The organism is Pseudomonas guariconensis, from assembly GCF_040822035.1.
In the GTDB taxonomy this organism is placed as follows: domain Bacteria; phylum Pseudomonadota; class Gammaproteobacteria; order Pseudomonadales; family Pseudomonadaceae; genus Aquipseudomonas; species Aquipseudomonas guariconensis.
The window spans coordinates 461,984-488,676 of the sequence record NZ_CP162012.1 but is presented as its reverse complement, the minus strand read 5'-3'; the positions used below and the strand labels follow the sequence as shown (position 1 = coordinate 488,676).

21 protein-coding genes and 1 riboswitch are annotated in these 26,693 nt (G+C 63.8%); of the genes, 10 read left to right on the top strand and 11 right to left on the bottom strand.

The window, feature by feature from the left end:
• Window positions 1–151: 151 nt before the first annotated feature.
• Window positions 152–1,387 (top strand): sodium:proton antiporter, encoded by a 1,236-nt coding sequence (locus AB1N67_RS02230; protein WP_043207237.1) that lies wholly within the window; start codon window positions 152–154, stop codon window positions 1,385–1,387.
• Between the two features lie 32 nt (window positions 1,388–1,419).
• Here the strand turns inward: AB1N67_RS02230 and AB1N67_RS02225 are convergent, their stop codons facing one another.
• A complete protein-coding gene (locus AB1N67_RS02225) occupies window positions 1,420–1,821 on the bottom strand; it encodes an acyl-CoA thioesterase (RefSeq protein WP_043207235.1) in 402 nt (133 codons plus the stop codon).
• 179 nt (window positions 1,822–2,000) lie between these two features.
• Window positions 2,001–2,096, top strand: a riboswitch (S-adenosyl-L-homocysteine riboswitch).
• A 21-nt stretch (window positions 2,097–2,117) separates the two neighbouring features.
• Between AB1N67_RS02225 and ahcY the strand changes: the two genes are divergently transcribed.
• The 5 genes from ahcY (at window position 2,118) to AB1N67_RS02200 (ending at window position 8,656) form a co-directional block, all read left to right on the top strand.
• On the top strand, window positions 2,118–3,527 hold the full coding sequence (gene ahcY / locus AB1N67_RS02220) for an adenosylhomocysteinase (protein ID WP_043207233.1): 1,410 nt from the start codon (window positions 2,118–2,120) through the stop codon (window positions 3,525–3,527).
• A gap of 157 nt (window positions 3,528–3,684) precedes the next feature.
• Window positions 3,685–4,530: a methylenetetrahydrofolate reductase [NAD(P)H] gene (gene metF, locus AB1N67_RS02215; RefSeq protein WP_043207230.1), complete on the top strand. Its 846-nt coding sequence runs from the start codon at window positions 3,685–3,687 to the stop codon at window positions 4,528–4,530.
• A 93-nt stretch (window positions 4,531–4,623) separates the two neighbouring features.
• Window positions 4,624–5,700 (top strand): hypothetical protein, encoded by a 1,077-nt coding sequence (locus AB1N67_RS02210; protein ID WP_332771528.1) that lies wholly within the window; start codon window positions 4,624–4,626, stop codon window positions 5,698–5,700.
• A gap of 48 nt (window positions 5,701–5,748) precedes the next feature.
• The gene (locus AB1N67_RS02205) at window positions 5,749–6,537 is read left to right on the top strand and encodes an ABC transporter substrate-binding protein (protein ID WP_043207226.1); all 789 of its coding nucleotides are present in this window, start codon (window positions 5,749–5,751) and stop codon (window positions 6,535–6,537) included.
• A 217-nt stretch (window positions 6,538–6,754) separates the two neighbouring features.
• Window positions 6,755–8,656 carry a DEAD/DEAH box helicase gene (locus AB1N67_RS02200; protein ID WP_317848027.1) on the top strand — a complete coding sequence of 634 codons (1,902 nt, stop codon included), beginning with the start codon at window positions 6,755–6,757 and terminating at the stop codon, window positions 8,654–8,656.
• A gap of 64 nt (window positions 8,657–8,720) precedes the next feature.
• Here AB1N67_RS02200 and AB1N67_RS02195 read toward each other — a convergent pair whose 3' ends face one another.
• The 3 genes from AB1N67_RS02195 to AB1N67_RS02185 all read right to left on the bottom strand — a co-directional run bounded on the left by AB1N67_RS02195 (window position 8,721) and on the right by AB1N67_RS02185 (window position 11,997).
• Complete coding sequence (locus AB1N67_RS02195; RefSeq protein ID WP_043207221.1) at window positions 8,721–9,299, bottom strand: YceI family protein; 579 nt, start codon at window positions 9,297–9,299, stop codon at window positions 8,721–8,723.
• A gap of 34 nt (window positions 9,300–9,333) precedes the next feature.
• Window positions 9,334–9,885, bottom strand: a complete 552-nt coding sequence (locus AB1N67_RS02190; protein ID WP_043207219.1) for a cytochrome b — start codon at window positions 9,883–9,885, stop codon at window positions 9,334–9,336.
• A 270-nt stretch (window positions 9,886–10,155) separates the two neighbouring features.
• The gene (locus AB1N67_RS02185; protein ID WP_367863502.1) at window positions 10,156–11,997 is read right to left on the bottom strand and encodes an FAD-dependent oxidoreductase; all 1,842 of its coding nucleotides are present in this window, start codon (window positions 11,995–11,997) and stop codon (window positions 10,156–10,158) included.
• Window positions 11,998–12,228: 231 nt separating this feature from the next.
• On the opposite strand from AB1N67_RS02185, the gene AB1N67_RS02180 reads away from it, so the two are divergent.
• The gene (locus AB1N67_RS02180) at window positions 12,229–13,635 is read left to right on the top strand and encodes an adenosylmethionine--8-amino-7-oxononanoate transaminase (RefSeq protein WP_090343256.1); all 1,407 of its coding nucleotides are present in this window, start codon (window positions 12,229–12,231) and stop codon (window positions 13,633–13,635) included.
• A 144-nt stretch (window positions 13,636–13,779) separates the two neighbouring features.
• A complete protein-coding gene (locus AB1N67_RS02175) occupies window positions 13,780–14,499 on the top strand; it encodes a 16S rRNA (uracil(1498)-N(3))-methyltransferase (RefSeq protein WP_090343258.1) in 720 nt (239 codons plus the stop codon).
• Here AB1N67_RS02175 and AB1N67_RS02170 read toward each other — a convergent pair.
• From AB1N67_RS02170 to AB1N67_RS02140, 7 genes are all read right to left on the bottom strand, one after another.
• Complete coding sequence (locus tag AB1N67_RS02170; RefSeq protein ID WP_043207212.1) at window positions 14,496–15,113, bottom strand: hemolysin III family protein; 618 nt, start codon at window positions 15,111–15,113, stop codon at window positions 14,496–14,498. The genes AB1N67_RS02175 and AB1N67_RS02170 overlap by 4 nt on opposite strands.
• A 110-nt stretch (window positions 15,114–15,223) precedes the next feature.
• Complete coding sequence (locus AB1N67_RS02165) at window positions 15,224–15,685, bottom strand: chemotaxis protein CheW (RefSeq protein ID WP_043207211.1); 462 nt, start codon at window positions 15,683–15,685, stop codon at window positions 15,224–15,226.
• Entirely contained in the window at window positions 15,678–20,963 is a 5,286-nt protein-coding gene (locus AB1N67_RS02160; RefSeq protein WP_367863501.1) for an Hpt domain-containing protein, read from the bottom strand. The genes AB1N67_RS02165 and AB1N67_RS02160 overlap by 8 nt, the downstream gene beginning before the upstream one ends.
• Window positions 20,964–20,973: 10 nt before the next feature.
• Window positions 20,974–22,977, bottom strand: coding sequence for a methyl-accepting chemotaxis protein (locus AB1N67_RS02155; RefSeq protein WP_232092099.1), 2,004 nt, complete (start codon window positions 22,975–22,977; stop codon window positions 20,974–20,976).
• Between the two features lie 71 nt (window positions 22,978–23,048).
• Window positions 23,049–23,603, bottom strand: a complete 555-nt coding sequence (locus AB1N67_RS02150; RefSeq protein ID WP_043207204.1) for a chemotaxis protein CheW — start codon at window positions 23,601–23,603, stop codon at window positions 23,049–23,051.
• Window positions 23,600–23,965 (bottom strand): twitching motility response regulator PilH, encoded by a 366-nt coding sequence (gene pilH, locus AB1N67_RS02145; protein ID WP_043207202.1) that lies wholly within the window; start codon window positions 23,963–23,965, stop codon window positions 23,600–23,602. Before pilH ends, AB1N67_RS02150 begins: the two co-directional genes overlap by 4 nt.
• Window positions 23,966–24,014: 49 nt before the next feature.
• The gene (locus AB1N67_RS02140) at window positions 24,015–24,416 is read right to left on the bottom strand and encodes a PleD family two-component system response regulator (RefSeq protein WP_043207200.1); all 402 of its coding nucleotides are present in this window, start codon (window positions 24,414–24,416) and stop codon (window positions 24,015–24,017) included.
• A gap of 239 nt (window positions 24,417–24,655) precedes the next feature.
• On the opposite strand from AB1N67_RS02140, the gene gshB reads away from it, so the two are divergent.
• Both gshB and AB1N67_RS02130 read left to right on the top strand, forming a co-directional pair.
• Window positions 24,656–25,609 carry a glutathione synthase gene (gene gshB / locus AB1N67_RS02135; protein ID WP_043207196.1) on the top strand — a complete coding sequence of 318 codons (954 nt, stop codon included), beginning with the start codon at window positions 24,656–24,658 and terminating at the stop codon, window positions 25,607–25,609.
• Window positions 25,610–25,749: 140 nt separating this feature from the next.
• Window positions 25,750–26,649 (top strand): energy transducer TonB, encoded by a 900-nt coding sequence (locus AB1N67_RS02130; RefSeq protein WP_043207195.1) that lies wholly within the window; start codon window positions 25,750–25,752, stop codon window positions 26,647–26,649.
• The last annotated feature ends 44 nt before the right edge of the window (window positions 26,650–26,693 follow it).

Below are 26,693 nucleotides of genomic sequence, written 5' to 3'. Positions count from 1 at the left end.
CCAGTCCTAATGTAGGAATCAGCGCCCTGTCCGGCGGAACGAATCTTTCGGATCGGGTCATAAGGTGTGTCCCGAAACGCTCACCAGGCCATCAAAGAACTGCCCGAGCATTTCGGGTAACGACTTGGAAGCCACTGTCACAGGATTTCGGATGCTTGAACTTGTTGCCGCTTTTATCTGCCTGACCACCCTCCTCACCTACGTCAATTACCGCTTCATCGGCCTGCCGCCGGCCATCGGCGTGATGGTCACCGCCCTGCTGTTCTCCTTGATCCTGCAAGGCCTGAGCCTGATCGGCTTCCCCGGCCTGGAAGCGCGCGTCGAGGGGCTGATGAACCAGATCGATTTCAACGACCTGTTGATGCACTGGATGCTGTCGTTCCTGCTGTTCGCCGGCGCGCTGCACGTCAACCTTGCCGATTTGCGCAGCTACCGCTGGCCGATCGGCCTGCTGGCCACCTTCGGAGTACTGATCGCCACGCTGGTCATCGGCTATCTGGCCCATTGGGTTTTCTCGATGTTCGGTTGGAACGTGCCGCTGATCTACTGCCTGCTGTTCGGCGCGCTGATCTCCCCCACCGACCCGATCGCCGTACTCGGCGCACTGCGTACCGCCAATGCCTCCAAGCCACTCAAGACTACGATCGTGGGCGAGTCGCTGTTCAATGACGGCACGGCGGTGGTGGTATTCACCGTCCTGCTGGGCATCGTCCAGCTCGGCGAGGCGCCAAGCTTTGCCGACACCGCCTTGCTGTTCGCCCGAGAAGCCATTGGCGGGATCGCCTTTGGCGGTGTGATTGGTTACGCCACCTATCGCATGATCAAGAGCGTCGAGCAGTACCAGGTCGAGGTGATGCTGACCCTGGCATTGGTGATCGGCGGCTCGGCCATGTGCTACGAGCTGCATGTGTCGGCGCCGATCGCAATGGTGGTGGCCGGCCTGATCATCGGCAACCTGGGGCGTAACCTAGCGATGAACGACATGACCCGTCGCTACATGGACGGTTTCTGGGAATTGATCGACGACATGCTCAATGCCCTGCTGTTCGCCCTGATCGGCCTGGAATTGTTACTACTGCCGTTCAACTGGCTGCACCTGGCCGCCGGGAGCGTGCTGGCCGTGGCAGTGCTGCTGTCGCGCCTGCTGACCGTGGCGCCTGCGATCGTATTGCTGCGCCGCTGGCGCAGCGTGCCCAAGGGGACTGTCCGCGTACTGACCTGGGGAGGTTTGCGCGGCGGAGTGTCGGTGGCCCTGGCGCTGTCGCTGCCCGCTGGCGCCGAGCGTGACCTGCTGCTGTCGATCACCTACATCGTGGTGCTGTCTTCGATCCTGGTGCAGGGGTTGAGCATCGGGCGGGTGGTGCGCGGGGTTACTGCACAGCCTTGAGGCTTTTGGGGCTGCTTTCGCGGCCCCCGATGTCATTCCACCGCGGTATCGGGGAACTGGTCCTGGATGTACTTGATCTCGGTTCGCCCATGGGGGGCCGGCAGGCCGTCCTCGCCCAGGTTGACGAAGACCATCTTGTCGACGGTCAGGATGCTTTTACGGGTGATCTTGTTGCGCACTTCACACTTGAGAGTGATGGACGTACGGCCGAACTCGGTGGCGGTAATGCCCAGCTCGATGATGTCGCCCTGACGCGAGGCACTGACAAAGTTGATTTCCGACATGTACTTGGTGACCACGCGCTGGTTGCCCAACTGGACGATGGCGTAGATCGCCGCCTCTTCGTCGATCCAGCGCAGCAAGCTGCCACCGAACAGGGTGCCGTTGGGATTGAGGTCTTCGGGTTTTACCCATTTGCGGGTGTGGAAATTCATCGGTACTCCTGACCTGCTTGGCTAACGTAGGGTAATGATGGCAGAGCCTTTGGCACCTCTCCATTGAACATCGACTATCGTCTCGATTAAGCGACAGAAAACCTTGGGCGTGGCACGACGCCACGGCTATAATCCCTGCCGATTCACATGGCCACCCGCCGCGGGGGCCATCCCGCCACCCATCCGAGGGGCGCTGCAGCAGGCTCGGCCTGTCAGGCTCGGTTGGGGCGTTGTCCGCACTGCGGACGCCTAACGCACAACGGCGCCCATTCGCACACTACGAATGGAGGCTCTCGATGAGCGCTGTAAACACGCCTGCAGGTTTTTCCGACTTCAAGGTCGCCGACATTTCCCTGGCCGACTGGGGCCGCAAGGAAGTCATCATCGCCGAATCGGAAATGCCCGCGCTGATGGGCCTGCGTCGCAAGTACCAGGCTGAGCAACCGCTCAAAGGCGCCAAGATCCTGGGCTGCATCCACATGACCATCCAGACCGCCGTGCTGATCGAGACCCTGGTCGCCCTGGGTGCCGAGGTGCGCTGGTCGTCGTGCAACATCTTCTCGACCCAGGACCAGGCCGCTGCCGCCATCGCCGCCGCCGGCATTCCGGTTTTCGCCTGGAAGGGCGAGACCGAGCAGGAGTACGAATGGTGCATCGAGCAGACCATCCTCAAGGACGGTCAGCCATGGGACGCCAACATGGTTCTGGACGACGGCGGTGACCTGACCGAAATCCTGCACAAGAAGTACCCGGCGATGCTGGAGAAGATCCACGGCATCACCGAAGAAACTACCACTGGCGTGCACCGTCTGCTGGACATGCTGGCCAAGGGCGAGCTGAAAGTTCCGGCGATCAACGTCAACGACTCGGTCACCAAGAGCAAGAACGACAACAAATACGGTTGCCGTCACAGCCTCAACGATGCCATCAAGCGTGGTACCGACCACCTGCTGTCGGGCAAGCAAGCCCTGGTGATCGGCTACGGAGACGTGGGCAAGGGCTCGGCCCAGTCCCTGCGTCAGGAAGGCATGATCGTCAAGGTCACCGAAGTCGACCCGATCTGTGCCATGCAGGCCTGCATGGACGGCTTCGAAGTCGTCTCGCCGTTCAAGGACGGTATCAACACCGGCACCGAGGCCGGCATCAACAAGGACCTGCTGGGCCGCATCGACCTGATCGTCACCACCACCGGTAACGTCAACGTCTGCGACGCCAACATGCTCAAGGCCCTGAAGAAGCGCGCCGTTGTCTGCAACATCGGTCACTTCGACAACGAGATCGACACCGCCTTCATGCGCAAGAACTGGGCATGGGAAGAGGTCAAGCCGCAGGTTCACAAGATCCACCGTACCGGCGCTGGCACCTTCGATCCGCAGAACGACGACTACCTGATCCTGCTGGCCGAGGGCCGCCTGGTGAACCTGGGCAACGCCACTGGCCACCCAAGCCGCATCATGGACGGCTCGTTTGCCAACCAGGTGCTGGCCCAGATCTTCCTGTTCGAGCAGAAGTTCGCCCAACTGCCTGCCGCACAAAAGGCCGAGCGCTTGACCGTGGAAGTACTGCCCAAGAAACTCGACGAAGAAGTGGCCCTGGAAATGGTCCGCGGCTTCGGCGGCGTGGTCACCCAGCTGACCCCGCAGCAGGCCGAATATATCGGCGTGACCGTCGAAGGCCCGTTCAAGCCGGACACCTACCGCTACTAAGCGGCCAGCTTCAAGCGGCAAGCAGCGGCAGAGCGCGCCGATGCCGCTTGAAGCCCAGGCTAAGGAATCTTGAACGATGCCAAGCCAGATCGGCCATCACCGATCTGGCTTTTACTTGCAGCTTGCCGCGTGAGGCGGGCTGCACGAGGAACGAGTGATGTCACAAGAACGCCGCTACAGTTTCGAGTTTTTCCCCACCAAGACCGATGCCGGCCATGAAAAGCTGATGGCGGTCGCTCGCCAGCTGGCGGGCTACAACCCCGATTTCTTCTCCTGCACCTACGGTGCCGGTGGTTCCACCCGCGATCGCACCCTGAACACGGTGCTGCAGCTGGAAAGCGAAGTGAAGATTCCTGCCGCGCCACACTTGTCTTGCGTCGGTGACAGTAAGGAAGAGCTGCGCGCCCTGATCGCCCAGTACAAGGCAGCAGGCATCAAGCGCATCGTTGCCCTGCGCGGCGACCTCCCGTCGGGCATGGGCATGGCCTATGGCGAGCTGCGCTATGCCAGCGACCTGGTCGAGTTCATCCGCCAGGAAAGCGGCGATCACTTCCATCTGGAAGTCGCGGCCTACCCGGAGATGCACCCTCAGGCGCGCAATTTCGAGTCCGATCTCACCAACTTCGTGCACAAGGTCAAGGCCGGTGCAAACAGCGCCATCACCCAGTACTTCTTCAATGCCGAGAGCTACTTCTATTTCGTAGAGCGCGTGCAGAAGATGGGTGTGGACATCCCGGTCGTGCCCGGCATCATGCCGATCACCAACTACAGCAAGCTGGCGCGCTTCTCCGACGCCTGCGGTGCTGAGATCCCCCGCTGGATTCGTAAGCAGCTGGAAGCCTATGGCGACGACACCGCCAGCATCCAGGCGTTCGGCGAAGAGGTGATCACCCGCATGTGCGAGCAGTTGCTCCAAGGCGGCGCACCGGGCCTGCACTTCTACACGTTGAACCAGGCCGAGCCGAGCCTGGCGATCTGGAACAACCTGAAGCTGCCGCGCTGACATATTTCGCTAACAGGTCCTTAAGGCAGCTTTAAGGCTTAGGTATTAGGCTAAAACCTTTCATCCAGTCTTAGACCTGTTAGCGAGCCGCCCATGCAGCCTTTGCCTTCCTCGGCACCTCAGCTCATCTATCTAGCGTTCGGTGCAAAGACCTACCATCAGGAAGCTTGCTTCAGCATCATCAGCGCCCTCGCCCAGCTGAAAGAGTCCGGCAGCCAAGCCCTGGACATCCAGGTCCATACCGACGACCCCGCGCCCTACGCGAAACTCCCGGTCACCGTTCACCTTATCTGCGATGCCACGCGCGCGGCCTGGGCCCAACCCCATGGCTACCATTTTCGCAGCAAGCATGTTCTGTTACGCCAGGCCCTCGAGCAGCATTCCCAGGCGGTGCTGATCGACACCGACACGTTCTTCCGCCAATCGCCGATGGAACTGCTGCGTCGCGTCAAGCCCGGCCATCTGCTGTGCAACGCCATCTGCGCACGCTATGGCGAAAACCCGAACACCGACCTGTACCAAGGCCTGCGCAACATCCTGCACGCGCGCGGCCTGGCGGATGACCACATGAACCTGGTCAACTCCGGCGTCATCGGCCTTGCGGCAGAGGATTCAGGAGCACTCGACCAATCGATCGCGCTGATGGACGAGTTCCACCCCATCGTCCCCAACGCCTATACCCTCGAAGAGTTCTGTCTGGCCGTGGCGGCCTATCGCACGCTGACGCTGACCGACTGCACCGACGTCATCCACCACTACTGGAGCCGCAAGGACCTGTTCCGCGCCAAGATCCAGGCCTGGTTGCACAAGCACGGGGATGACCCTCTGGGCGAGGCCGCCCTGGCCGACGTAGCCCTGGTCAACGACCGCCTGCCAAAACCGCCCACCTTGCATCGCCTGGGATACAAGGCCCTGAGCCTGACACTGCCCCGCCACCAACGCCAATTTGCTCGGGAGTTGCTGTACGGCTGCTACCCCTATGCCAACGAATTCGATCGGGCCTGTACCTTCGCCTGGTGGGACAAGGCACTGGAAAATCTTCAGCAACGCCAAGGGCGCCTGAACAGCGAACAACTGCACCAATTGCTGCACCACCCTGGCTTACGTCTGTCTTTGGGGTGCAAGTATCAGGACGTGCGGGATCATCTGCTCAAGCCTGACAAAGGCTGACGACAGGCTTCACTGGCCTCGGACACACATTGGACGTACGCTGCCGCCATGCCTGACTTAACCCCCCTTCTTTGCGCCCTGCTGCTCGTCTGCCTGAGCCCGTTTGCCAAGGCGGAGCGCCTGCGCTTGGTTAGCGATGACTGGGCGCCCTATATCTACTGGCACGAAGGCCAGCCCAAAGGCATCGACTACGAAGTCGCCAACGAAGTGCTCAAGCGACTCGGCATCGATGTCGACTGGCAACTGCTGCCCTGGAAACGCTGTCTCGCCATGGTGGAGCAAGGTGCGGCCGACGGTGTGCTGGACATCTTCCAGGTCGATTCGCGCAAACCGTTCATGGTCTACCCGGACGAGGCACTCTCGGAGGTTGAGTTCGTGCTGTTCCAGGCCGACGCCAGGCCTCACGCCATCGAACGCCTGAAAGACCTTGCGGGCCTTACCGTAGGGACCTCGCCGGGCTACACCTACAGCCGGGCGTTCAGCGAGTCCTTCCTGTTTCGTCGAGAGCCGGCGCCCACCCATGAGGCGAATTTCGGCAAGTTGATGCTCGGGCGCATCGATCTACTGGTGACAGACCGCCGTGCGGGGCGCCTGTTGCGGCGGCAATTGGGGCTCGAGGGACAGGTTCAGGAGCTACCCTTGGTAATCAGCCGACACCCTCAATACCTGGGACTTGCGAACAAGCCCGGAAGGGAACGCTTGGCACAGGCGTTCGCCGACGAGCTGCGACGCTTCAAGCAAGACCCTGCATATGCGGCCATCAATGCCCGTTACGACAGCGACCTCGGCAATATTCCTGACGCCGTTGAGCAGCACGAACACAGCAGAGCGCGATAGCTCTGTTATACTCGGGCCTTCCCGCCCGGCTCACGCCCGGACGCTCGGCCTCGCAACAGGCATCTCGACCCGTCGGCAACGCACCCAGTGCCGCCCGCCGCCTCCCGGATGCGCAGTGAATGCCCAGCTGGACCGGACGCGATCGCATCTCGCCGATGCCCGTCGCGCCAGGCAGATCATCCCATCGGGCCCAGCCCCCACGAGAACAGGATTGCCCATGTCCTTTGCTTCCCTCGGTCTCTCCGAGGCTCTTGTCCGCGCTATCGAGGCTGCGGGCTATACCCAGCCCACTCCGGTGCAACAGCGGGCCATTCCCGCCGTGTTGCAAGGTCGCGACCTGATGGTCGCTGCCCAGACAGGTACTGGTAAAACCGGCGGTTTTGCACTGCCGATCCTCGAGCGTCTGTTTCCCGGTGGCCACCCTGACAAGTCCCAGCGCCACGGCCCGCGTCAGCCTCGCGTACTGGTGCTGACCCCGACCCGCGAGCTGGCAGCTCAGGTACACGACAGCTTCAAGGTTTATGCCCGTGATCTGAACCTGATCAGCGCCTGCATCTTTGGCGGCGTCGGCATGAATCCGCAGATCCAGGCCATGGCCAAGGGCGTCGATGTCCTGGTCGCCTGCCCGGGCCGCCTGCTCGATCTGGCCGGCCAAGGCAGCGTGGACCTGTCCCATGTGGAAATCCTGGTGCTCGACGAAGCCGACCGCATGCTCGACATGGGCTTCATCCATGACGTCAAGAAAGTCCTTTCCCGCCTGCCGGCCAAACGTCAGAACCTGCTGTTCTCGGCGACCTTCTCCAAGGACATCACTGACCTTGCCGACAAGCTGCTGCACAACCCCGAGCGCATCGAAGTCACGCCGCCGAACACCACGGTCGAGCGTATCGAGCAACGTGTCTATCGCCTGCCGGCTAGCCACAAGCGTGCCCTGCTGGCCCACCTGATCACCCTCGGCGCCTGGGAGCAGGTGCTGGTATTCACCCGTACCAAGCATGGCGCCAACCGCCTGGCCGAGTACCTGGAAAAGCACGGCCTGAGCGCTGCCGCGATTCACGGCAACAAGAGCCAGAACGCCCGCACCAAGGCCCTGGCCGACTTCAAGGCCAACACCGTGCGCGTGCTGGTCGCCACCGATATCGCCGCCCGCGGCCTGGATATCGACCAACTGCCTCACGTGGTCAACTTCGAGCTGCCTAATGTCGAGGAAGACTACGTCCACCGCATCGGCCGTACCGGTCGAGCGGGCCGTTCGGGCGAAGCCATCTCCATGGTCGCGCCGGATGAAGAAAAACTGCTCAAGAGCATCGAGCGGGTCACCAAGCAGAAGATCCCGGACGGCGACCTGATGGGCTTCGACCCAAGCCAGGTGGAAGCCGAGAAGCCGGAAGTGCGCGAACGTCCGCAGAACAACGGTCGTGGTGGCCGCAATCAGCAGCGCGCCGAAGGCAGCAAGGACGGCAGCGGCGGTCGCAAGGACAAAGGCAAGGATAAAGGCAAGGCCAAGCAGCACGCCGCCGAGAAGCCAGCCGAACAGGAAAAGTCCGGCGAGAAATCCCAGCAACAGCGCAAGTCGCGCAACAAGAAACCCCGCCAGCAGCAAGCGGCCCAAGGCCAGAGCGGCATGCCGTCGGTTCCGGTGGACCGTGATCCAGAAGAATTCCTGGACGACGACATCGACAACTTCGGCAACCGCGCCGACTACGTCAGCCCCTACCAAAACGCCAAGAACCAAGGCCGTAACCGTCGTCCAGGCGGCGGCCAGGGTCAAGGCCAAGGGCAGGGCCAACGCAACGGCAGCGGCCAGCCACGCAACAATGGCGGCGGCCAGCGCAAAGGCCAAGGTCAGAGCCAGGGGCAAGGTTCCGGCGAGAAACGCACCCGCAACAACAACGGCGGTGCACGCCGCGACAATAATGGCGGCGGCCGCAACCGCTCCTCGAGCCGTGACGACTTCTCCCGCCAAGAGCCAGCCGTTCGCAGCCCGCGTGAAACCCATCAGCCGGTGATCATCCGCAAGGAGTCCAAGCTCGATCGCTATCCGACACCGGAGCAACTCGATGACTTGCCGAGCCGCCCACGCGGTGAGCGTCCTGCTTTGCTGACCCGCAAGGGCTGAGCCAGCACTCGCGCAAACGAAAACGCCGCCCAATGGGCGGCGTTTTTCGTCAGGGCAAAGCGAATTACTTCTGCTTCACGCCTTCGACGCTGATGTCCAGGTCCAGGGTCTGGGAGGACGGGCCTGGGCCTTTGATGCCGAAGTCGTTCAGGTTCAGCGTGGTGGTGGCGTTGAAGCCGGCACGCTCGCCGCCCCATGGATCCTTGCCTTCGCCATTGAAGGTTGCCTTGAAGGTGACAGGTTTGGTCACGCCGTGCATGGTCAGATCGCCGGTCACGTCAGCGGTCTTTTCACCGGTCGACTTGACGCTGGTGGAGACGAACTTGGCTTCCGGGTACTTCTTAACGTCCAGGAAGTCAGCGCTGGCGATGTGCTTGTCACGCTCGGCGTGGTTCGACCACAGGCTCGCGGTCTTCAGATTGACGGCGATCTTGCTGGCCTCAGGCTTGGCGCTGTCCCAAGTGAAGTTGCCGTCGAAGTCCTTGAAGGTACCGTGGATGAAGCTGTAACCCAGGTGGCTGATCTTCCAGTCGACGAACGCGTGCTGGCCTTCCTTGTCGATCTTGTACTCGGCAGCCATGGCCTGGCCGGCGGAGAGCAGTGCGGTACCGAGCGCCAGTGCGGCAAAAGTCTTTTTGAACATCCTTACTTCCTTCCTATGCAATTGAGGTAGAGAGTCAAGCTTTGCGGCCCAGCATACGGCTCAGGGTCGCGTCACGGTCGATGAAATGGTGTTTCAGAGCTGCCAAGGCATGCAGGATGGCAAAAATCACCAGCCCCCAGGCCAGGTAGAGGTGAATGGCTCCGGCGGTATCCGCCTGATCGGGCAGGTCACTGACCAGCGCCGGAACCTCGAACCAGTCGAATACCGGGATGCCCACCCCATCAGCGGTGGAAATCAGGTACCCGGCAATCATCACGGCGAACAGCCCAAGGTACAGCACCGCATGGCCAAGCTTCGCGGCCAGGCGGGTGAATGCGCCATGGTTGGCAGGTGCCGGCGGTGGCGGGCTGACGAAACGCCAAAGTACACGCAGCACCATCACCGCCAACAGCACCAGGCCGATGCTCTTGTGCAAATCGGGCGCGGACTTGCGCCAGGGGCTGTAGTAGTCCAGGCCGACCATCCACAGGCCGAGGCCGAACAACCCGAAGACCGCCAGGGCCACGCCCCAATGCATGACGATACTGACCAGGCCGTAGCGAGAAGCAGAGTTGCGCAGTTGCATGTTGGCGTGATTCTCCGTGAAAGCTGTGCACAGACTAACGCGTAACGTATCGAAAGAAAGCGGAAAAATTCGCTTGGGATTATCGACAAATACGATAGGTATTTTGGAAGTTTCCTATTAAGAAAACATTAACGATAGATGTTCAGCGGCGGGTTGTCGTAGTGCGGTGTAAACCCGCTCGCAATCGGTTGCAATGTCCTAAAACAACGCAATCCGAATGGGAGCGGGTTTACCCGAAAAGAAGCGGCTCACCGCGAGGGGCCCGAGTCCTCAGCCAGCCTTGGCCTGGGTATTGGCCAGTGGTTTTTTCACAGGCTCGGATTTGGCCGTGGCCTTTTTCACCGGCGCGGGCTTGTGGGCCTGTTTGGCGGACGGCTTGTGGGCCTGGGCGGGCTTGGCAGGTGCAACCTTGCTCGCCGCTGGCTTGACGGGCTCCTCCTTGGCCACTGGCGCTGGGGCAGGCTCAGGTTCCGGCGCTACCACCGGTGCGACCTCGTCAGCCTTGGCGATCGGCGCAGCTTTGGCCTGGGGCTTGTCGCCGCCACCGAACAGGCGCGAGAAGAAGCCTGGCTTGTCCTGCTTGGCTTCCTCTGCCTTCACCGCGTCCGCCTTGGCAGGTGCCTTGCCGGACGATCCGCCGAACAGGTTGGAGAAGAATCCACCCTTGTCCTTGGCGGCAACCGCGCCCGCTGCGGCGGCGGCGGCAACCGGTGCAGCCTTGGCCGGATCGAACGACTTGCCGGCCGCCAGGTCCTGCACCTGGCTGGCAGCACGCTGGCCGCTGCGCAGCGCGCCTTCCAGGGTGCCAGGGTAGAGTGCATCGGTGTGCTCGCCGGCGAAGGCTATGCGTTGCACCGGACGCTCCCACAGACGCCAGTACTTGCTGATCTGGCCTGGGCCATAGGCCAGATAGGCGCCGCCAGTACCGGCGTCGGTGCTGTAGCGGCGCACTTCGTAGCCGGTGAACGCGCCCCGGGCCTGCGGATAGAACGCGTGCAGTCGAATCAGCACCTGATCGACCATCTGCTTGTCGCCAAAGGCCTGCAGCAGTCGGGCATTGTCCCCCGAGAGGTTGATCACCACATTCGCGCCGCCTTTGAGCGCCGGCTCGATCCACAACATGCCAAGGCCGGCATTGCTGAAGATTTCGCCGGACATGCGCGCACGGCTTTCCCAGACGGGTTTCTTGAACTTGAGCATCATCTGGTCGCGCCAACCGTAGTTGGTGCCTTTCAAGGCCGCCAGGTGCTGGCTGTCCAGCCCCGGAGTCATCTGGATCTTCGCCAGGGCGCGCAGCGGCACGGCCATGACCAAATAATCGGCCTGGTAGCCGACGCTGCCGACCTTGACCGTCACGCCTTTGCTGTCCTGGACGATCGAGGTGACCGGCGAGCTGGTCTTGATGGTCTTGAGTTGCTTGACGAAGGCCTGCGCCAGCACCGGGCTGCCGCCTGGCAGGCGGGCAGCGCGCAGGTCACGATCACTGATACCGCGGTAGACCCGGTTCTGCTGGGCGAAATAGAGCAGCGACAGACGCGACGGCTCGTCGTAACGGGTGCGGATCTGCTGGTTGATCAATTGCCGTGCCGTGGCAGGCAGTTGCAGTTTGTCCAGCCAGGTGGAGACGTTCATCTGGTCGAGGGCAAACAAGGTGCTGGTGGCGGCCGGGTTCAGCGGGTCCTCGATCGAACGGGCCAGATCATCGAGGGTCTTCTCGTAACGCTTGAGCGCATCGGCGGTGGCCGGTTGCTTGGTGGCCAGATCGCTGGCGCTGAAATACTCGCCGTCGATCAGGTAGCCGGGGGTGCGTACGAATTCAGGCGCGGGCAGTGTTTCAAGCTTGAAACGGTCCAGGTACTGGTTGAGCACCGGCTGGCTCTTGCCGTTGCCGATCCACTCGCTGGTGGCCAGGCCCGAACGGCCGCCCATGCCGGACTTGGCCTCCAGCAGCGTGACCTGCCAGCCTTTGTTCTGCAGTTCATAGGCCGCGGTCAGGCCTGCCAGGCCCCCACCCACGACGATCGCCGTGGGGCTCGTGTCCTTGGCCAGCGCGGCACCGCTGGAGACACCAATCAATACCAACGCGCACAGGCGCACCCAAGCAGCAGCCATGTTGGCGAACTCCGGATCAGAAGTGACAGAAAAGAGGGGGAGAGTGCCCCTGGGACGAGATGCGTTAAGAATACGTCAGGTCTCCAGACCCTGCCAGCGTAGTGACATCAAGTGCTTGCCAGCACAGGAAATTTAATTTTCGACGCAATCACGCGCTGCGCGTCGGTTGTCCTGCGCGGCCCCATTGCTTAGGCTTGTCGGCCTCAGCACGCCCCGCCAGGAGATCTGCCCATGGGCCTCAACCAACAGTGGATGCAACGTGACCTAAAGGTCCTCTGGCACCCCTGCACCCAGATGAAAGACCACGAGCAGCTGCCGCTGATTCCGATCCGCCGTGGTGAAGGCGTGTGGCTGGAGGACTTCGAAGGCAAGCGCTACCTGGACGCCGTCAGTTCTTGGTGGGTCAATGTGTTCGGCCACGCCAATCCGCGCATCAACCAGCGCATCAAGGACCAGGTCGATCAGCTCGAGCACGTGATCCTGGCCGGCTTCAGCCACCAGCCGGTAATCGAGCTGTCCGAACGCCTGGTGGCCATGACACCGGCGGGGCTGGACCGGGTGTTTTATGCCGACAACGGCTCGTCGTGCATCGAAGTGGCGCTGAAGATGAGCTTCCACTACTGGCAGAACAAAGGCCAGGTGAACAAGAAGCGCTTCGTCACCCTGACCAACAGCTATCACGGAGAAACCATCGCCGCCATGTCGGTGGGCGACGTGCCGCTGTTCACCGAGACCTACAAGGCGTTGCTGCTCGACACCATCAAGGTGCCGAGCCCGGACTGCTACCTGCGCCCCGAAGGCATGGGCTGGGAAGAGCACTCACGCAACATGTTCGCGCTCATGGAACAGACCCTGGCCGAGCACCACGCCAGCATCGCCGCTGTGATCGTCGAACCGCTGATCCAGGGCGCTGGCGGAATGCGCATGTACCACCCGGTATACCTCAAGCTGCTGCGCGAGGCCTGCGACCGCTATGGTGTGCACCTGATCCACGACGAAATCGCCGTAGGCTTCGGCCGCACAGGGACGATGTTCGCCTGCGAACAGGCCGGGATCCGCCCGGACTTCCTGTGCCTATCCAAGGCCCTGACCGGCGGATACCTGCCGCTGGCCGCTTGCCTGACCACCGATGATGTCTACCAAGCGTTCTACGACGATTACCCGACCCTGCGGGCGTTCCTCCATTCGCACAGCTACACGGGCAACCCGCTGGCCTGCGCCGCGGCCCTGGCGACGCTGGACATCTTCGAGCAAGACAACGTGATCGAGGCCAACAAGGCCCTGTCGGCACGCATGGCCAGCGCCACTGCGCACCTGGCCGACCACGCCCATGTCGCCGAGATCCGCCAGACCGGTATGGCCCTGGCCATCGAGATGGTCCAGGACAAAACCAGCAAGACTGCCTACCCCTGGCAGGAGCGGCGCGGCCTGAAGGTCTTCGAACACGCCCTGACCCGCGGCGCGCTGCTGCGACCGCTGGGCAGCGTGGTGTATTTCCTGCCGCCCTACGTGATCACCCCGGAGCAGATCGACTTCCTCGCCGAAGTGGCCAGCGAAGGCATCGACATCGCCACCCGCGACAGCGTCAGCGTGGCGGTGCCGGCCAACTTCCACCCCGACTTCCGCGATCCGGGCTAACCCTGAGGCTCGCCTCGCCCCCTGTGGAAGCGGGTTCATCTGCGAATGCGGATCGAGGATTTCCCCTCGCATTCGCCAGTAAATCGCAGCGGCCCAACGCCACTTCCACGGGGACGATGTCCATTTCATTTCCTGAGCAAAGCCATGAGACTGTCCCGCTTCTTCATCGACGCCCCCCTGAGCCTCGGCGAGCACGAGTTGCCCGAAGCCCAGGCCCACTACATTGGCCGCGTGCTGCGCATGGCGCCCGGAGACGCTGTGCAACTGTTCGACGGCAGTGGCCAGGAGTTTCGTGGCCAGTTGCTCGACGTCGGCAAGAAATCCGTGCGCGTCACCCTGGACCAGGCCTTGCCCGGCCAGGCCGAGTCCCCATTGCATGTCCACCTGGGCCAGGGCCTGTCCCGCGGCGAGCGGATGGACTGGGCGATCCAGAAGGCCACCGAGCTTGGCGCCAACGCGATCACGCCAATCGTCAGCGAACGCTGCGAAGTGCGCCTGAAGGACGAACGCGCCGACAAGCGCCTGGCCCATTGGCGGCAAGTGGCGATCAGCGCGTGCGAACAGTGCGGCCGCTCGACGCTGCCGGTGATCCACCCGCCGGTGACCCTGGCCGAATGGCTCAAGGATACCGAGGCCGACCTCAAGCTGGTGCTGCACCCGGTCGCTGAACCGCTGACCAGCCATGCACACCCCGGCCGCCTGGCATTCCTGATCGGCCCCGAAGGCGGCTTGAGCGACGCCGAAGTCGACCAGGCCAAGGCCGCCGGCTTCCACGCCGCACGCCTTGGCCCACGGGTACTGCGCACCGAGACCGCGCCGGTCGTGGCGCTGTCGGTGGCCCAGCAGCTGTGGGGCGACTTCTAACGCACGTAGAAGAACACCGCGACGAAGTGCATGAGACTGCCGGCGATGACGAACAGGTGCCAGATGCCATGCCAATGGCGAAAGCGGCTGTCGAAGGCGAAGAACAGGATGCCGATGGTGTAGAACGCACCGCCGGCCGCCAGCCAGGCGAAGCCGGCGCCGCCCAGGCTCTGCAGCAACGGCTTGACCGCCACCAGGACGATCCAGCCCATCACCGCATAGATGATGATCGACAGCACCCGCGCCTCGGAGCGCGGCTTGATCTCCTGGAGCATGCCGATCAAGGCCAGGCCCCAGACCACGCCGAACAGGCTCCAGCCCCAGGGGCCGCGCAGGCTGACCAGACAGAACGGCGTGTAGCTGCCGGCGATGAGCAGGTAGATCGACAGGTGATCGAGCTTGCGCATGATCACCTTCGCCCGCCCACGGGTGCTGTGGTAGAGCGTTGAGATGCTGTAGAGCAGCAGGAGAGTGCTGCCGTAGATGGAAAAGCTGACGATCTTCCACGGATCGCCCTGCAATCCGGCCACGACGATCAGCCAGATGGCACCGATACAGGCCAGCACGGCACCGACCAGGTGCGTCCAGGCGTTGAAGCGTTCACCGTAATACATGCAAACACTGACCTCCCTGACAGCTTCAAGTTTCAAGCTGTAAGCCTCAAGCAAAGCACGGGGACGACCCCGACACAGCTAGCTTGCCGCTTGAAGCTTACAACTTGAAGCTAGTGAAGATCCGCGTCACGCACCATGCGCTCCAGCGCCGCCAAGTCAGGTACCCGCGCCACCTGCTCGCCAACCTGCACCGCCGCCAGCTCCAGGCTCGCCAAGGGGACATCCACATAGTTGAGCTGGCTGTCCAGCTTGCAGGAGCGTGGGATGTCCTGCAGTAGCAACGCCAGGTAGCGCAGGCCGGTATCGCCCAGCGCGTTGAGCACCACCACCCGTGCCCGCTCGCCACAAACGGTCTCGCCGCCACAGGCGGCCTCCAGGCCGATCAGCGGCAAGCGCTGCTGACGCCAGTCGATCCAGCCCAGGTGCCAGGCCGGGTCGCCCGCCTGGCAGGCGAAGGTGCGCTGGCCGATCAGCTCGGCCACCGCCACATTGGGCAGCACCAGGGTGCGGTCGCTCAAAGGCAGTAGCAGACCGGTCAGGCTGCTGCGCTGGCCGGCGATGTATTCAAGCATGGGGTTGGCTCCAATGGGCGATGCTCTGCAACAGGACCGACTCCTGATAAGGCTTGCCCAAGTAGTCGTTGACGCCGATGGCCATGGCCCTGTCGCGGTGTTTCTGGCCGGTACGCGAGGTGATCATGATGATGGGCAGATCCTTCAGACGGACATCGCGGCGGATGCGCGTGGCCACCTCGAAGCCGTCCATGCGCGGCATCTCGATGTCCAGCAGCAGCACATCGGGGCGGTGCTCCTCCAGCAAGGCCATGGCATCCACACCGTCCTTGGCCGTCAGCACACTCATACCGTGGCGCTCCAGTAGACGACTGGTGACTTTGCGCACGGTGACCGAGTCGTCCACCACCATCACCAGCAGACGCTGACGCGGTGCCGGGCCAAACACCGGACGCGCCCCCCCGTAGCCACCCGGCAGGCGCGCCAGACGCCGCTGCTGCCCGCGCAACTGGCCGAGCAAATCGAGAATCAGCACTACCCGGCCATCCCCCAGCAAGGTCGCGCCGGACAGCCCAGGCACCGCCGCGAACTGCGGCCCCAGGCTCTTGACCACGATCTCTCGGCTTGGCGACAGGCTGTCCACCTGGATGGCGAACGACTGCTCCTGGGAATGCACCAGCAACACAGGCAATGGCACGCTTTGCCCCAGCAGACTTGGCCGAGGCACACCGCCCTGGAGCACCTCCCCGAGATAGCGCAGGTCGTACTCGTGACCGGCATAGGCATAGCGCGGTGCGCTCAGCTGGTAACAAGCCTCAAGCTCAGCGGGCGGCACGCGCACGATGCCTTCGATGGTATTGAGCGGGATTGCGTACTGCTCCTCGCCCAGGTGCACCATCAGCGCTCGGTTCACCGACACGGTGAACGGCAAGCGGATCAAGAATCGCGCGCCTTTGCCCGGGCTCGACTCGATGCTCATCGAGCCGCCCAACTGCTTGACCTCCTCATGCACCACGTCCATCCCCAGACCCCGGCCAGAGATCTGGGTGATCTTCTCAGCGGTAGAGAAGCCCGGACGCAGGATGAATTGCAGGATCTCGTGATCGCTCAAGTATGCTTGCGGGTCCAGCAGGCCACGCTTGATGGCCTTGTTGCGCACCGCCTCCAGGGGCACTCCGGCCCCGTCGTCGCTCATCTCGATGACGATATCGGCGCCTTCGTGCAGCAAGTTCAGATGGATGGTGCCCTGCTCCGGCTTGCCCGCCGCCAGACGCGCTTCGCGCGACTCCAGGCCGTGGTCCACGGCGTTGCGCAGCATGTGCTCCAGAGGCGCCACCATGCGCTCGAGCACGCTGCGGTCCAGCTCGCCCTCGGCGTTGCCCACCACCAGTTCGACCTGCTTGCCCAGCTCGCTGGCCACCTGGCGGACCACCCGCTGCAGGCGCGGTACCAAGCGTTCGAAGGGCACCATCAAGGTGGCCGTGAGACCTTCTTGCAATTGACTGTTCACCCGCGCCTGCTGCTGGAGCAGGCTGTAGGCTTCCTGGGCACGCTGTGCGAGGGTTTCCTTGAGGTCGAGCAGGTCCGAAGCCGACTCGAACAACGCCTGGGACAACTGCTGCAACTGGGAATGGCGGTCCATCTCCAGTGGGTCGAAATCCTCGTACGCATCGCCCTCGGCCTGGTAGCGGCTGGACATCCGTCCCTGGGTCTCGATATCCAGGCGCAGCAGCTGGTCGCGCATGCGCTCGAGCGTTGTTTCCATCTCGTTGAGGGCGAATTGGGCATCGTTGACTTGCTGCTCGATGCGCCCGCGAATAACAGAGTGCTCACTGGCCAGGTTGCCCAAATCGTCCAGCAGCTCGGCGTCCACCTTGACCATGTCGCCCGGCGCGCGCTCCGGCGCGGCGGCCGGCGCCTCCGGCGACGGCGCTTCGACCGGGACCTGGCCGGCCGCGCTGTCGGTCAACGCGGCACTGCTGAAATTGCGGATATAGTCGATCAGCGCCGTGGCTGCGTGCAGGGGCTGACCGAGGCGCACGGCGTCGAGCATGTGTGCCAGACGGTCATGGCAGTTTTGCAGCAAGGAGAACAGCGCCGGGCTCGGCGGCAAGCGGCCGGCGGCGAGCAGTTCGTACAAGAATTCCAGTTCATGGGCCAGATCGCCGATAGCGGCGATCTCGACCATCCGCGCGCCCCCCTTGAGGGTATGCAGATCACGCAGCAGGTTCTCCACCTCGACGCTGTTACGCGGATCGGCCTGCCAGCGCGCCAGGGCCGCAGCGGCGCTTTCGACGATATCCGAACTTTCTTCGAGAAAGACCTCGAGCAGTTCGTTATCGCTCGAGCGTTGGGCTTCGTCCGCCGCTGCCTCGACGGCAGCAGGCGCAGGTGGGGCATGGCGGTACTCGCGCAGCTCGCCCAGGAGCGCCGTTGCCGAAGCCGGCGCCTGCCCTTCGCGTAGCGCGTGCAGCATCTGCCCGAGGGTCTGGTGGCCGCGCCGCAACAGATCGAGCAGCTCGGCAGTAGCCCCCAGGCGGCGATCCACCAGGCCCTCGTAAAGCGCGACCAGCGCGTGGGCCAACACCTCCACCGCACCCACGCCAGCCATCTGCGCACCGCCTTTGAGGGTCTGGAGGTCGTGCTGCAGGGTCGACAGTGCCGAGTGGTTGTCCGGGTCCTGAGCCCATTGCGCCAATGCCTGGTCGGCGCCATCGAGGATATCGCCCGCCTCGTCGAGGAACAGTTGCACCAATGCAGGATCGTTCGCTGTCGTGTAGACCGCCAGCGGTGCCACCGCATCCTGGCCCACCACGCCCATGATCCCGGGGTCCAGGGCGTCGTCCAACAGGCCGCGCATGGCCGCGATGCAATCGACGCGGGCGCTGAGCGCCTGGCCGGCAGCTATCTCGTCGAACATGTCGAGCAGCGCCTCATGGGCCTGCTGGGCCAGGGCAAAGAATCGCGGGCTGGCGGCCAGACTGCCCTCTTCCACCGCGCCATACAGGTCAAGCAACGCCTCGCAGACTTCATCCACCTGCCACAACTCGGCCAGATACGCCGACTGGCCGAGGGTGGTCAACTCGTCCAGCAGCGTTTCCAAGACCGAGCGGTCGCCGGGTTGCGCCTGCCAACGCGACAGCAGCGCCTCGGCCTCGAGCAGGATATCCATGCCCTGGGTCAGGAACGCGGCGATTCGCTGCGGATCGCGTTTGGGTCGATGGCTGTGCTGTGGGTCCTGCTGCAGGAAGGCCAGGCGCACATCCACCGACTGCCCGACCTCCTCGATCAACTGCGCCGCCCCCGGGATAGGGGCCAACGGCGTGCTACCCAGTTGCGCAAGGCCGAGGTGGAACAAGGCGCGGGCCGCCTCCAGCCACTCCAGCTCCGCCGCCTGCAAGGGCAGTTCGTGGCCTTTGTACTCACGCACCAGCCGATCGAAGGCGGTGGCCAGCTCGGCGATCGGCATGACGCCCGCCATCGCCGCGCTGCCCTTCAAGGTATGCAGTGCGCGCTGCAGGCTGTCGTTGACGGGCGTGCCATGGCCATCGGCATCGCGCAGGAACGTCTCCAGACTGGCGAGATGGCCTTGGGCCTCGTTGCCGAAGATCGCCAACAATTGTGGGTCGAGCCCGTCGACCTGCGCCGGCGCCGACACATCATTGATCGCCAGATGATGCAAGTGGCCGGCTAACGGCTCGACCTCGACCCGCGACGGCAGATGGCCCACCGCGAAGTCGGCGAGCAAGTCCGGGAGCCGGACGAACACCTGTTGCAGGGCCAGCACCCCTTCGGCGCCAAGGGTGATCCGCCCTTCCAGTACACGGTTGAGCAAGTGCTCGGCGCCCCAGGCAAGCTCGGCCAGCGCCTCGGCATGGACCATGCGACCACTGCCTTTGAGTGTATGCAGGGCTCGGCGCACCTCGACCAGAGCCTCGCGCAAGGCATTGTCGGCGCGCCAACGCAGCCAGTGGCGTTCGATTTCCGGAAGCAGCTCGCCGGCCTCTTCGAGGAAGACATCCCGCAATTCTTCATCGACCGCTTCGAACTCGACGCGAGCCTCGGCCTGCCCGCACGACACACCCAGCGCCGCCAGGCTGGCCCGCGCCCTGTCGATGAATGGTTGGGCATCGACCAGCGGATCGGCCACCCGCCATTGCACATAGCACTCGCCAGCGCTCAAGGCTTCGGCCAGATGCGCCAGCTCGTCTGCAGGTGGCGGCTGCTCCAGATGCGACAGCCAACCCTGCACATAACCTGCGCAGCCACCGAACACCTCGGCGGCCTCCGGCCACATGAGCATCGTCAGCGCGCCACGGATCTGGTGCAAAAGCCCCGGCAGCGGCTGCAAGCGTTCTGCCGGCCAGCCCGACTCCAGGCAATCGCCGATCAAGTCCTTGGCCTGTTGCAGCACCGCCAGGGACTCATTGAGTACCAGCTGGCGGATCTCCGTCAGGTCCGCGCCCGGCAGGCCGCCTTGGCCGGTCTCCTCCAGCGGGCCGACCATCCCATTAAGGGTGGCCTCCACGTACAGCAGGGCGCCGGCCACATCCATCAGCACGGCGTCGTCCACCGCCTGCTCGCCTTGGGCCAGGGCCTGCAGCACCAGTACTTGGTCGATGATCACCCGACGCGGCTGCTGGAAGGCGAGCACCGCCAAGGTATCGGCGACCTGGCGCAACGGCGCCAGCAGGGCCTCAAGTTGCTCACGCTGCTCACGATCGCCGCGCATGTACTGATCGAGTCGGTCCTTGATGCGCATCAGGTCATCGCACAGTGCCGTCACCACCGAGCGCAGGGCGTCGCGTCCATGGCCGGCCTGCAAATGTTCGCGCCAGTTGCCCAAGGACAGGTCCAAATCCGCCAGGTCCGCCGCCCCAGCCAGACGCTGCGCCACGCCGCCGACCAGGCTGCCCTGGGGCAACGGCTCGACGCCACGGCAGCCGCGCAGTTGGTTGAGCAATGGCACCACCACCAACGGCAGGTCGTGTCGCGAGCCGCGCAGCCGTTCCAGATACGGCGGCAATTGCTCGAGCCCGCGGAACAGCGCACCCAGACAATCGCCTCGGGGGCTGACCTGACCATCGGCCATGGCCCGGCCCAGCAGCTCCAGCTCCTCGGCCAGGTGCGCTGCACCGCGCAGTTCGAGCATGCGCAGGCAACCCTGGACCTGATGCAGGTTGTCGACGAAGAAAGCCAGCATCGCCGGATCGCCCGGTTCGCTGGCGAATCGCTCCAGGGCCTGGCGGGCCTGGCCCAGGCAATCGAGGATCGGCGCCTTGACCCACGCCAGGGCGACGGTGTCGTGGCGCTCGGGGCTCACTGCTGAAGCAGCCATCTGTCGCTCCTCAACGCCGCTCGGCGGGTGCCGGCAGGGTAAAACCGGAGACCGAACGACGCATCTCGCTGGCCATGCGCGCCAAGTGGCGGATGCTGTCGGCGGTGGCGCTGGAACCGGCCGAGGTCTGGGCGGTGATCTGCTGGATCACCGCCATGGTGTGGGAGATCTGCCCGGCCGAGGAGGTTTGCAACTGGGCTGCGTCGGAGATGCTGTGGATCAGCTCGGCGAGGGTCTGCGATACGCCTTCGATCTCGGCCAGCGCCACCCCGGCGTCCTGGGCCAGGCGCGCACCGCGCACCACCTCGGCGGTGGTTTGCTCCATGGAGATCACCGCCTCGTTGGTGTCGACCTGGATGGTCCGCACCAGCGCCTCGATTTGCCGAGTAGCCGACGAGGAGCGCTCGGCCAGGCGCTGCACTTCGTCGGCGACCACCGCAAAACCACGCCCGGCCTCGCCAGCGAGGGAGGCCTGGATCGCGGCATTGAGCGCAAGGATGTTGGTCTGGTCGGCAATGTCGTCGATCAGGCTGACGATATCGCCGATTTCTTGGGAAGACTCGCCCAGGCGTTTGATCCGCTTGGCGGTGTCCTGGATCTGCTCGCGGATGTTGTCCATGCCGTGGATGGTGTTGTGCACCACCTCGTTGCCCTTGTTGGCAATGGCCACCGAACGCTCGGCCACCTTGGCCGATTCGTAGGCGTGGGAGGACACACGGTCGATCGACTCGACCATGTCGCCCACCGCCAGGGACGCCTCGCTGATCTGCTCGGCCTGGTGTTCGGAGGCCTTGGCCAGCTGGCGCGCTGTGTTCTGGGTGTCCTGCACGGCGGCGGCGACCTGCTCGGCACTGTGGTTGATGGTGGCCACCAGGTCGCGCAACTGGTCGACCGAATAGTTGATCGAATCGGCAATGGCGCCGGTGAAGTCCTCAGTGACCGACACCGTGACGGTGAGGTCGCCATCGGCCAGCTCCTCGATCTCGTCCAGCAAACGCATGATCGCTTGCTGGTTGCGCTCGTTCTTCTCGGCGGTCTCGCGCAACTGGCGGTGGGTGGCGCGCACCATCACCAGGCCGATGAGGATGATCGAAGCCAGCGCCACCAACCCCAGCAGATAGCCACCGACAGTAGCCAGGGTGCGCCCGCTGGCCAGGTTCTCGAAGCTGTTGGCTAGGTGCGAGGCTTCATCGAGCAAGGTTTGCGACAGACTGAAGATATTGCCGGCCGCCTCGCGCACGCGCAGCAGTTCAGGCGACGTTTCGAGGATCTCGTCCACGGACCCGGAGACGAACTGGAACAGTTCGGCGATCTCCGCGAGGCGGGCGCGAGCATCGGCGTCCTCGACCTTGGTCACGTGAATCGCCGGGTTGCCGCCAAGCATGCCTTCGAGCACCTGGCCGAAACGGCTGGCGTCGCGGCCAAAGGCATCGGCGGCCTGTACCGAGGTGTCATCACCGGCCAGCACGGTGTTGACCGAACCCAGAATGCGCTCGGCCAACAGCAACTGACGCTGGGCCACCGCCACCTGGCTCGCCGGCGCTCCGCTCTGCAGGAGGATCTCCACTACTTTTTCGTATTCGACCTGCAACTGAGGCACGGTCTCGGCCAGCGTTGCCGCCACTTGGTGCAGCGACAGCACGGTCTGCTCGCTGGCCAGGATGGTGTCGGTATTCTTGCGCAGGTTGTCCCAGTCCTGACGGACCGCGTCCATCTCGTCCCGCACGGTCAGCGGCGCCGGCGGCAGCCCGGTGGCCTTGTCGCCCTCGCGCAGATAACGCCAGCGCCGCTCGAAGTCATTGCGCGCATCGGACAGCAGCTTGAACGCCAGGGCCTTGCCGGCCGCCGCTTCGGTGGCGTTCTTGGCGATGCGCTGGGACAGCACGCGCAACTCGCCGGCGTGGCCGATGTACTGTTTGTCGTAGTTGGACTGGGTATTGAGGTACGCGAAGTTGGCGAACAGCAGGATGATCGCCAGGATGAGCACCAAAAACAGTGCGGTGATCTGCGCAATACTGCGGCTGCGCTGGCTTTCGGCAACCGGAGCGACGGGGGTGGCGGGTTTGTTCACGGTCGAAGCATCCTCTACAACGCCACGTCGAGAAAGCCTGGCGCCTGGGCCAGGGCGAACGGGCTGAAGATCGCCCAGTTGCGCTCACGGGGAAAATGCCCCTGGACGAAGGGCGCCGCGGCACGCAGCAAGGGCTGCGGTGGCGACAGCTCCAGACTGCTCAGGGCAAAGTGTTGAAGGCCCAGGACTTCGTCCACCAATAGGCCGGCGAACAGTTCTTCGTGGTCCAGCACCAACACACGCCGCTGCTTGCCCGCCGCCGCAGGGCCTAGGCCGAAGAAGGCGCTCAAGTCCATAACCGGCAGCAGCCGGCCACGCAGATTGGCCACACCGCAGACCCAGGGCTGCACGCCGGGGACCCGGCTAGTGCGCGGCTCATGCAGGACCTCGGCGACTTCGCCCATGGGGGCCACGAACCACTGCCCGGCAATGCGAAACCCAATGCCGCTCCATTGCTGCAAGCGGGTGTCTTGCAAGGGCTGGTCCGCTACCAACAGGCGACAACGCCGGTCGATGTCCAGCAACAGCTCGAAGGCGGTCAGCGACGCGCCATGGGGGCGGGTGGTCAAGCCCCGAGCACTTCTTTGAGTTTGCTGATCAGGGCCGCCTCTTCCACAGGCTTGGTCAGGAAGTCGCGCGCGCCCTGGCGTGTGGCCCAGACCCGGTCGGTTTCCTGGTCCTTGGTGGTGACCACGATCACCGGAATGGCGCGGGTCTCAGGGTCCTTGCTCAGCTGACGGGTAGCCTGAAAACCATTCATGCCCGGCATGACGATGTCCATCAGCACCGCGTCGGGTTTCTCCTGACGGGCCAGGGCCACGCCATCGGCGCCGTTGTCGGCCTTGAGCACCTGGTGGCCATGCTTCTCCAGCCAGGCGGTCAGTCTGTACATCTCTGTCGGCGAATCGTCGACGATCAAAACTCGGGCCATGCTGTTTCCCCATTTAAAGGAAAAGAAGACGCCGCCAGGCGCGGCGGTGTCAGGGTGCGTGTTGTTCTTGCACGACGAAACCGGGCACATGAGCCCTGATCGCATCGAGCAGTTCTTCCTTGCTGAATGGCTTGGTCAGGAACTGGTCTGAGCCGACCACCCGACCGCGGGCCTTGTCGAACAGGCCGTCGCGCGAGGACAGCAGGATGACCGGGGTATCCTTGAAGGTGCTGTTCTGCTTGATCACCGCGCAGGTCTGGTAGCCATCCAGGCGAGGCATCAGTACATCGACGAAGATGACCTGGGGCTTGTGGTCGACGATCTTGGCCAGGGCATCGAAACCATCACTGGCGGTGATCACCTCGCAGCCGGCCTCGCCGAGCAACATCTGTGCGGTGCGGCGGATCGTGCGCGAATCGTCGATCACCATCACCTTCAGGGGTTGTTCCATAGTTGCCTACCAGTGGGAATTAGCTGCAGTTGCAAGCATCAAGCTGCGAGAAAAAGCGCGCCGACGCATGGCTGGTTTTTCTCAAGGCTTGTAGTTCAAGGCTTGCAGCTGCACTTTTAGCACACTCCGGATAGCCATTCCATCCGCCGAACCCCTTGACCATCGGCGCTCCCGGCGCCACCCTGAGCCACTTTTCTTTCGAATCACCGCGGCCCCGCGCCGCCAAGAGGAACCACCCCATGAGCGTTCGCCTCGGGATTGTCATGGACCCTATCGCGTCCATCTCCTACAAAAAGGACAGCTCGCTGGCCATGCTGCTGGCGGCCCAGGAACGTGGCTGGAGCCTGTTCTACATGGAGCAGCGCGACCTCTACCTGGGCGCGGGCCAGGCCCGGGCCCAGATGCGCCCCCTGAAGGTGTTCGCCGATCCGGCCCGCTGGTTCGAACTGGGCGAGGAGCAGGACAGCGCCCTGAGCGAGCTGGATGTGGTCCTGATGCGCAAGGATCCGCCCTTCGACATGGAGTTCGTCTACAGCACCTACCTGCTGGAGCAGGCCGAGCGCGAAGGCGTGCTGGTGGTCAACCGCCCGCAGAGCCTGCGCGATTGCAACGAGAAGCTGTTCGCCACCCAGTTCCCGCAGTGCATGGCGCCCACGCTGGTCAGCCGCCGCGTGGACATCCTGCGTGAGTTCGCCGACAGCCGTGGCGACGTGATCCTCAAGCCGCTGGACGGCATGGGCGGTGCCTCGGTGTTCCGCCACCGCAAGGACGACCCCAACCTGTCGGTGATCCTCGAGACCCTCACCCAGCATGGCACCCAGCAGATCATGGCCCAGGAATACCTGCCGCAGATCAAGGACGGCGACAAGCGCATCCTGATGATCGACGGCGAACCGGTGCCCTACTGCCTGGCGCGCATCCCGGCCAGCGGCGAGACCCGTGGCAACCTGGCCGCTGGCGGTCGAGGCGAAGCCCGCCCGCTGACCGAGCGCGATCGCTGGATCGCCGCCCAAGTTGGCCCGACCCTGCGCGAGAAGGGCCTGCTGTTCGTCGGCCTGGACGTGATCGGCGACTACCTGACCGAGATCAACGTCACCAGCCCGACCTGCATTCGCGAAATCGACGCCGCCTACGACACCCACATCGGCGCCCAGCTGATGGACGCCATTGATCGCAAGCTCAAGGCGCGCTGACCGAGGACACGTGGCAATGCCACGCAGTGGGGTATGATGCGCAGCTTCAAGCTGCAAGCTGCACGTACGGGCAGGCCTGCACCGGGCCGCTTTTACTTGAAGCTTGCAGCTTGTGATTCGAAGCTGCCCTTGGATACCTGATGACGCTGCCTGCCGACATCCCTGCCGACCTGCTCCCACCCCGCGTCCGCCCGGTGGACCGGCTTGGCTTCACCCTGTTCCTGGCTGCCTTGGTGCACCTGGCGCTGATCCTCGGCGTGGGTTTCACCATCAGCAAGCCCAGCGAAATCCGCCACACGATGGACATCACCCTGGCCACCTTCAAGAGCGAGAAGCCGCCCGAGAAGGCCGACTTCCAGGCCCAGGACAACCAGCAAGGCAGCGGCACCCTGGAAAAGAAAGCCGTACCCAAGACCACCGAGGTCGCGCCCTTCCAGGACAGCAAGATCAACAAGATCACCCCACCGCCAGCCGCTCGCCAGGAAACCCCGCCCCCGCCGCAGAAGTCCGCGGTGGCCACCAAGGCACCCAAGGTGCAGAAGGTCGAGCCCAAGCCCAAGGAAAGCAAGGCGCAGCCCAAGCCCCAGGCAGCGGTGCCGGACTTCGACAGTTCGCAGCTCTCCAGCCAGATCGCCAGCCTCGAGGCGGAGCTGTCCAACGAACAGCAGATGTATGCCAAGCGCCCGCGCATCCATCGCCTCAACGCAGCCTCGACCATGCGCGACAAAGGCGCCTGGTACAAGGAAGAATGGCGCAAGAAGGTGGAGCGCGTGGGCAACCTCAATTATCCCGAAGAAGCGCGACGCCAACAGATCTACGGCAACTTGCGGATGATGGTCTCGATCAACCGCGACGGCTCGCTGTACGAAGTGCTGGTGCTCGAATCCTCTGGTCAGCCGGTGCTCGACCAGGCGGCCCAACGCATCGTCCGTCTGGCCGCGCCGTTTGCACCGTTCACAGGCGACCTGGCGGAGTTCGACCGCCTGGAGATCATCCGTACCTGGCGCTTCGCCCGCGGGGACCGGTTGTCCAGTAACTAGCCGCACGTCACACGCCTCAAACGGCAAGAAAAAAGCGCGGGCAT

Coding starts and splice junctions, on each gene's coding strand:
- AB1N67_RS02230 (WP_043207237.1), top strand. CDS start 152: ATGCTTGAACTTGTTGCCGCTTTTATCTGCCTGACCACCCTCCTCACC.
- AB1N67_RS02225 (WP_043207235.1), bottom strand. CDS start 1,821: ATGAATTTCCACACCCGCAAATGGGTAAAACCCGAAGACCTCAATCCC.
- ahcY (WP_043207233.1), top strand. CDS start 2,118: ATGAGCGCTGTAAACACGCCTGCAGGTTTTTCCGACTTCAAGGTCGCC.
- metF (WP_043207230.1), top strand. CDS start 3,685: ATGTCACAAGAACGCCGCTACAGTTTCGAGTTTTTCCCCACCAAGACC.
- AB1N67_RS02210 (WP_332771528.1), top strand. CDS start 4,624: ATGCAGCCTTTGCCTTCCTCGGCACCTCAGCTCATCTATCTAGCGTTC.
- AB1N67_RS02205 (WP_043207226.1), top strand. CDS start 5,749: ATGCCTGACTTAACCCCCCTTCTTTGCGCCCTGCTGCTCGTCTGCCTG.
- AB1N67_RS02200 (WP_317848027.1), top strand. CDS start 6,755: ATGTCCTTTGCTTCCCTCGGTCTCTCCGAGGCTCTTGTCCGCGCTATC.
- AB1N67_RS02195 (WP_043207221.1), bottom strand. CDS start 9,299: ATGTTCAAAAAGACTTTTGCCGCACTGGCGCTCGGTACCGCACTGCTC.
- AB1N67_RS02190 (WP_043207219.1), bottom strand. CDS start 9,885: ATGCAACTGCGCAACTCTGCTTCTCGCTACGGCCTGGTCAGTATCGTC.
- AB1N67_RS02185 (WP_367863502.1), bottom strand. CDS start 11,997: ATGGCTGCTGCTTGGGTGCGCCTGTGCGCGTTGGTATTGATTGGTGTC.
- AB1N67_RS02180 (WP_090343256.1), top strand. CDS start 12,229: ATGGGCCTCAACCAACAGTGGATGCAACGTGACCTAAAGGTCCTCTGG.
- AB1N67_RS02175 (WP_090343258.1), top strand. CDS start 13,780: ATGAGACTGTCCCGCTTCTTCATCGACGCCCCCCTGAGCCTCGGCGAG.
- AB1N67_RS02170 (WP_043207212.1), bottom strand. CDS start 15,113: ATGTATTACGGTGAACGCTTCAACGCCTGGACGCACCTGGTCGGTGCC.
- AB1N67_RS02165 (WP_043207211.1), bottom strand. CDS start 15,685: ATGCTTGAATACATCGCCGGCCAGCGCAGCAGCCTGACCGGTCTGCTA.
- AB1N67_RS02160 (WP_367863501.1), bottom strand. CDS start 20,963: ATGGCTGCTTCAGCAGTGAGCCCCGAGCGCCACGACACCGTCGCCCTG.
- pilH (WP_043207202.1), bottom strand. CDS start 23,965: ATGGCCCGAGTTTTGATCGTCGACGATTCGCCGACAGAGATGTACAGA.
- AB1N67_RS02140 (WP_043207200.1), bottom strand. CDS start 24,416: ATGGAACAACCCCTGAAGGTGATGGTGATCGACGATTCGCGCACGATC.
- gshB (WP_043207196.1), top strand. CDS start 24,656: ATGAGCGTTCGCCTCGGGATTGTCATGGACCCTATCGCGTCCATCTCC.
- AB1N67_RS02130 (WP_043207195.1), top strand. CDS start 25,750: ATGACGCTGCCTGCCGACATCCCTGCCGACCTGCTCCCACCCCGCGTC.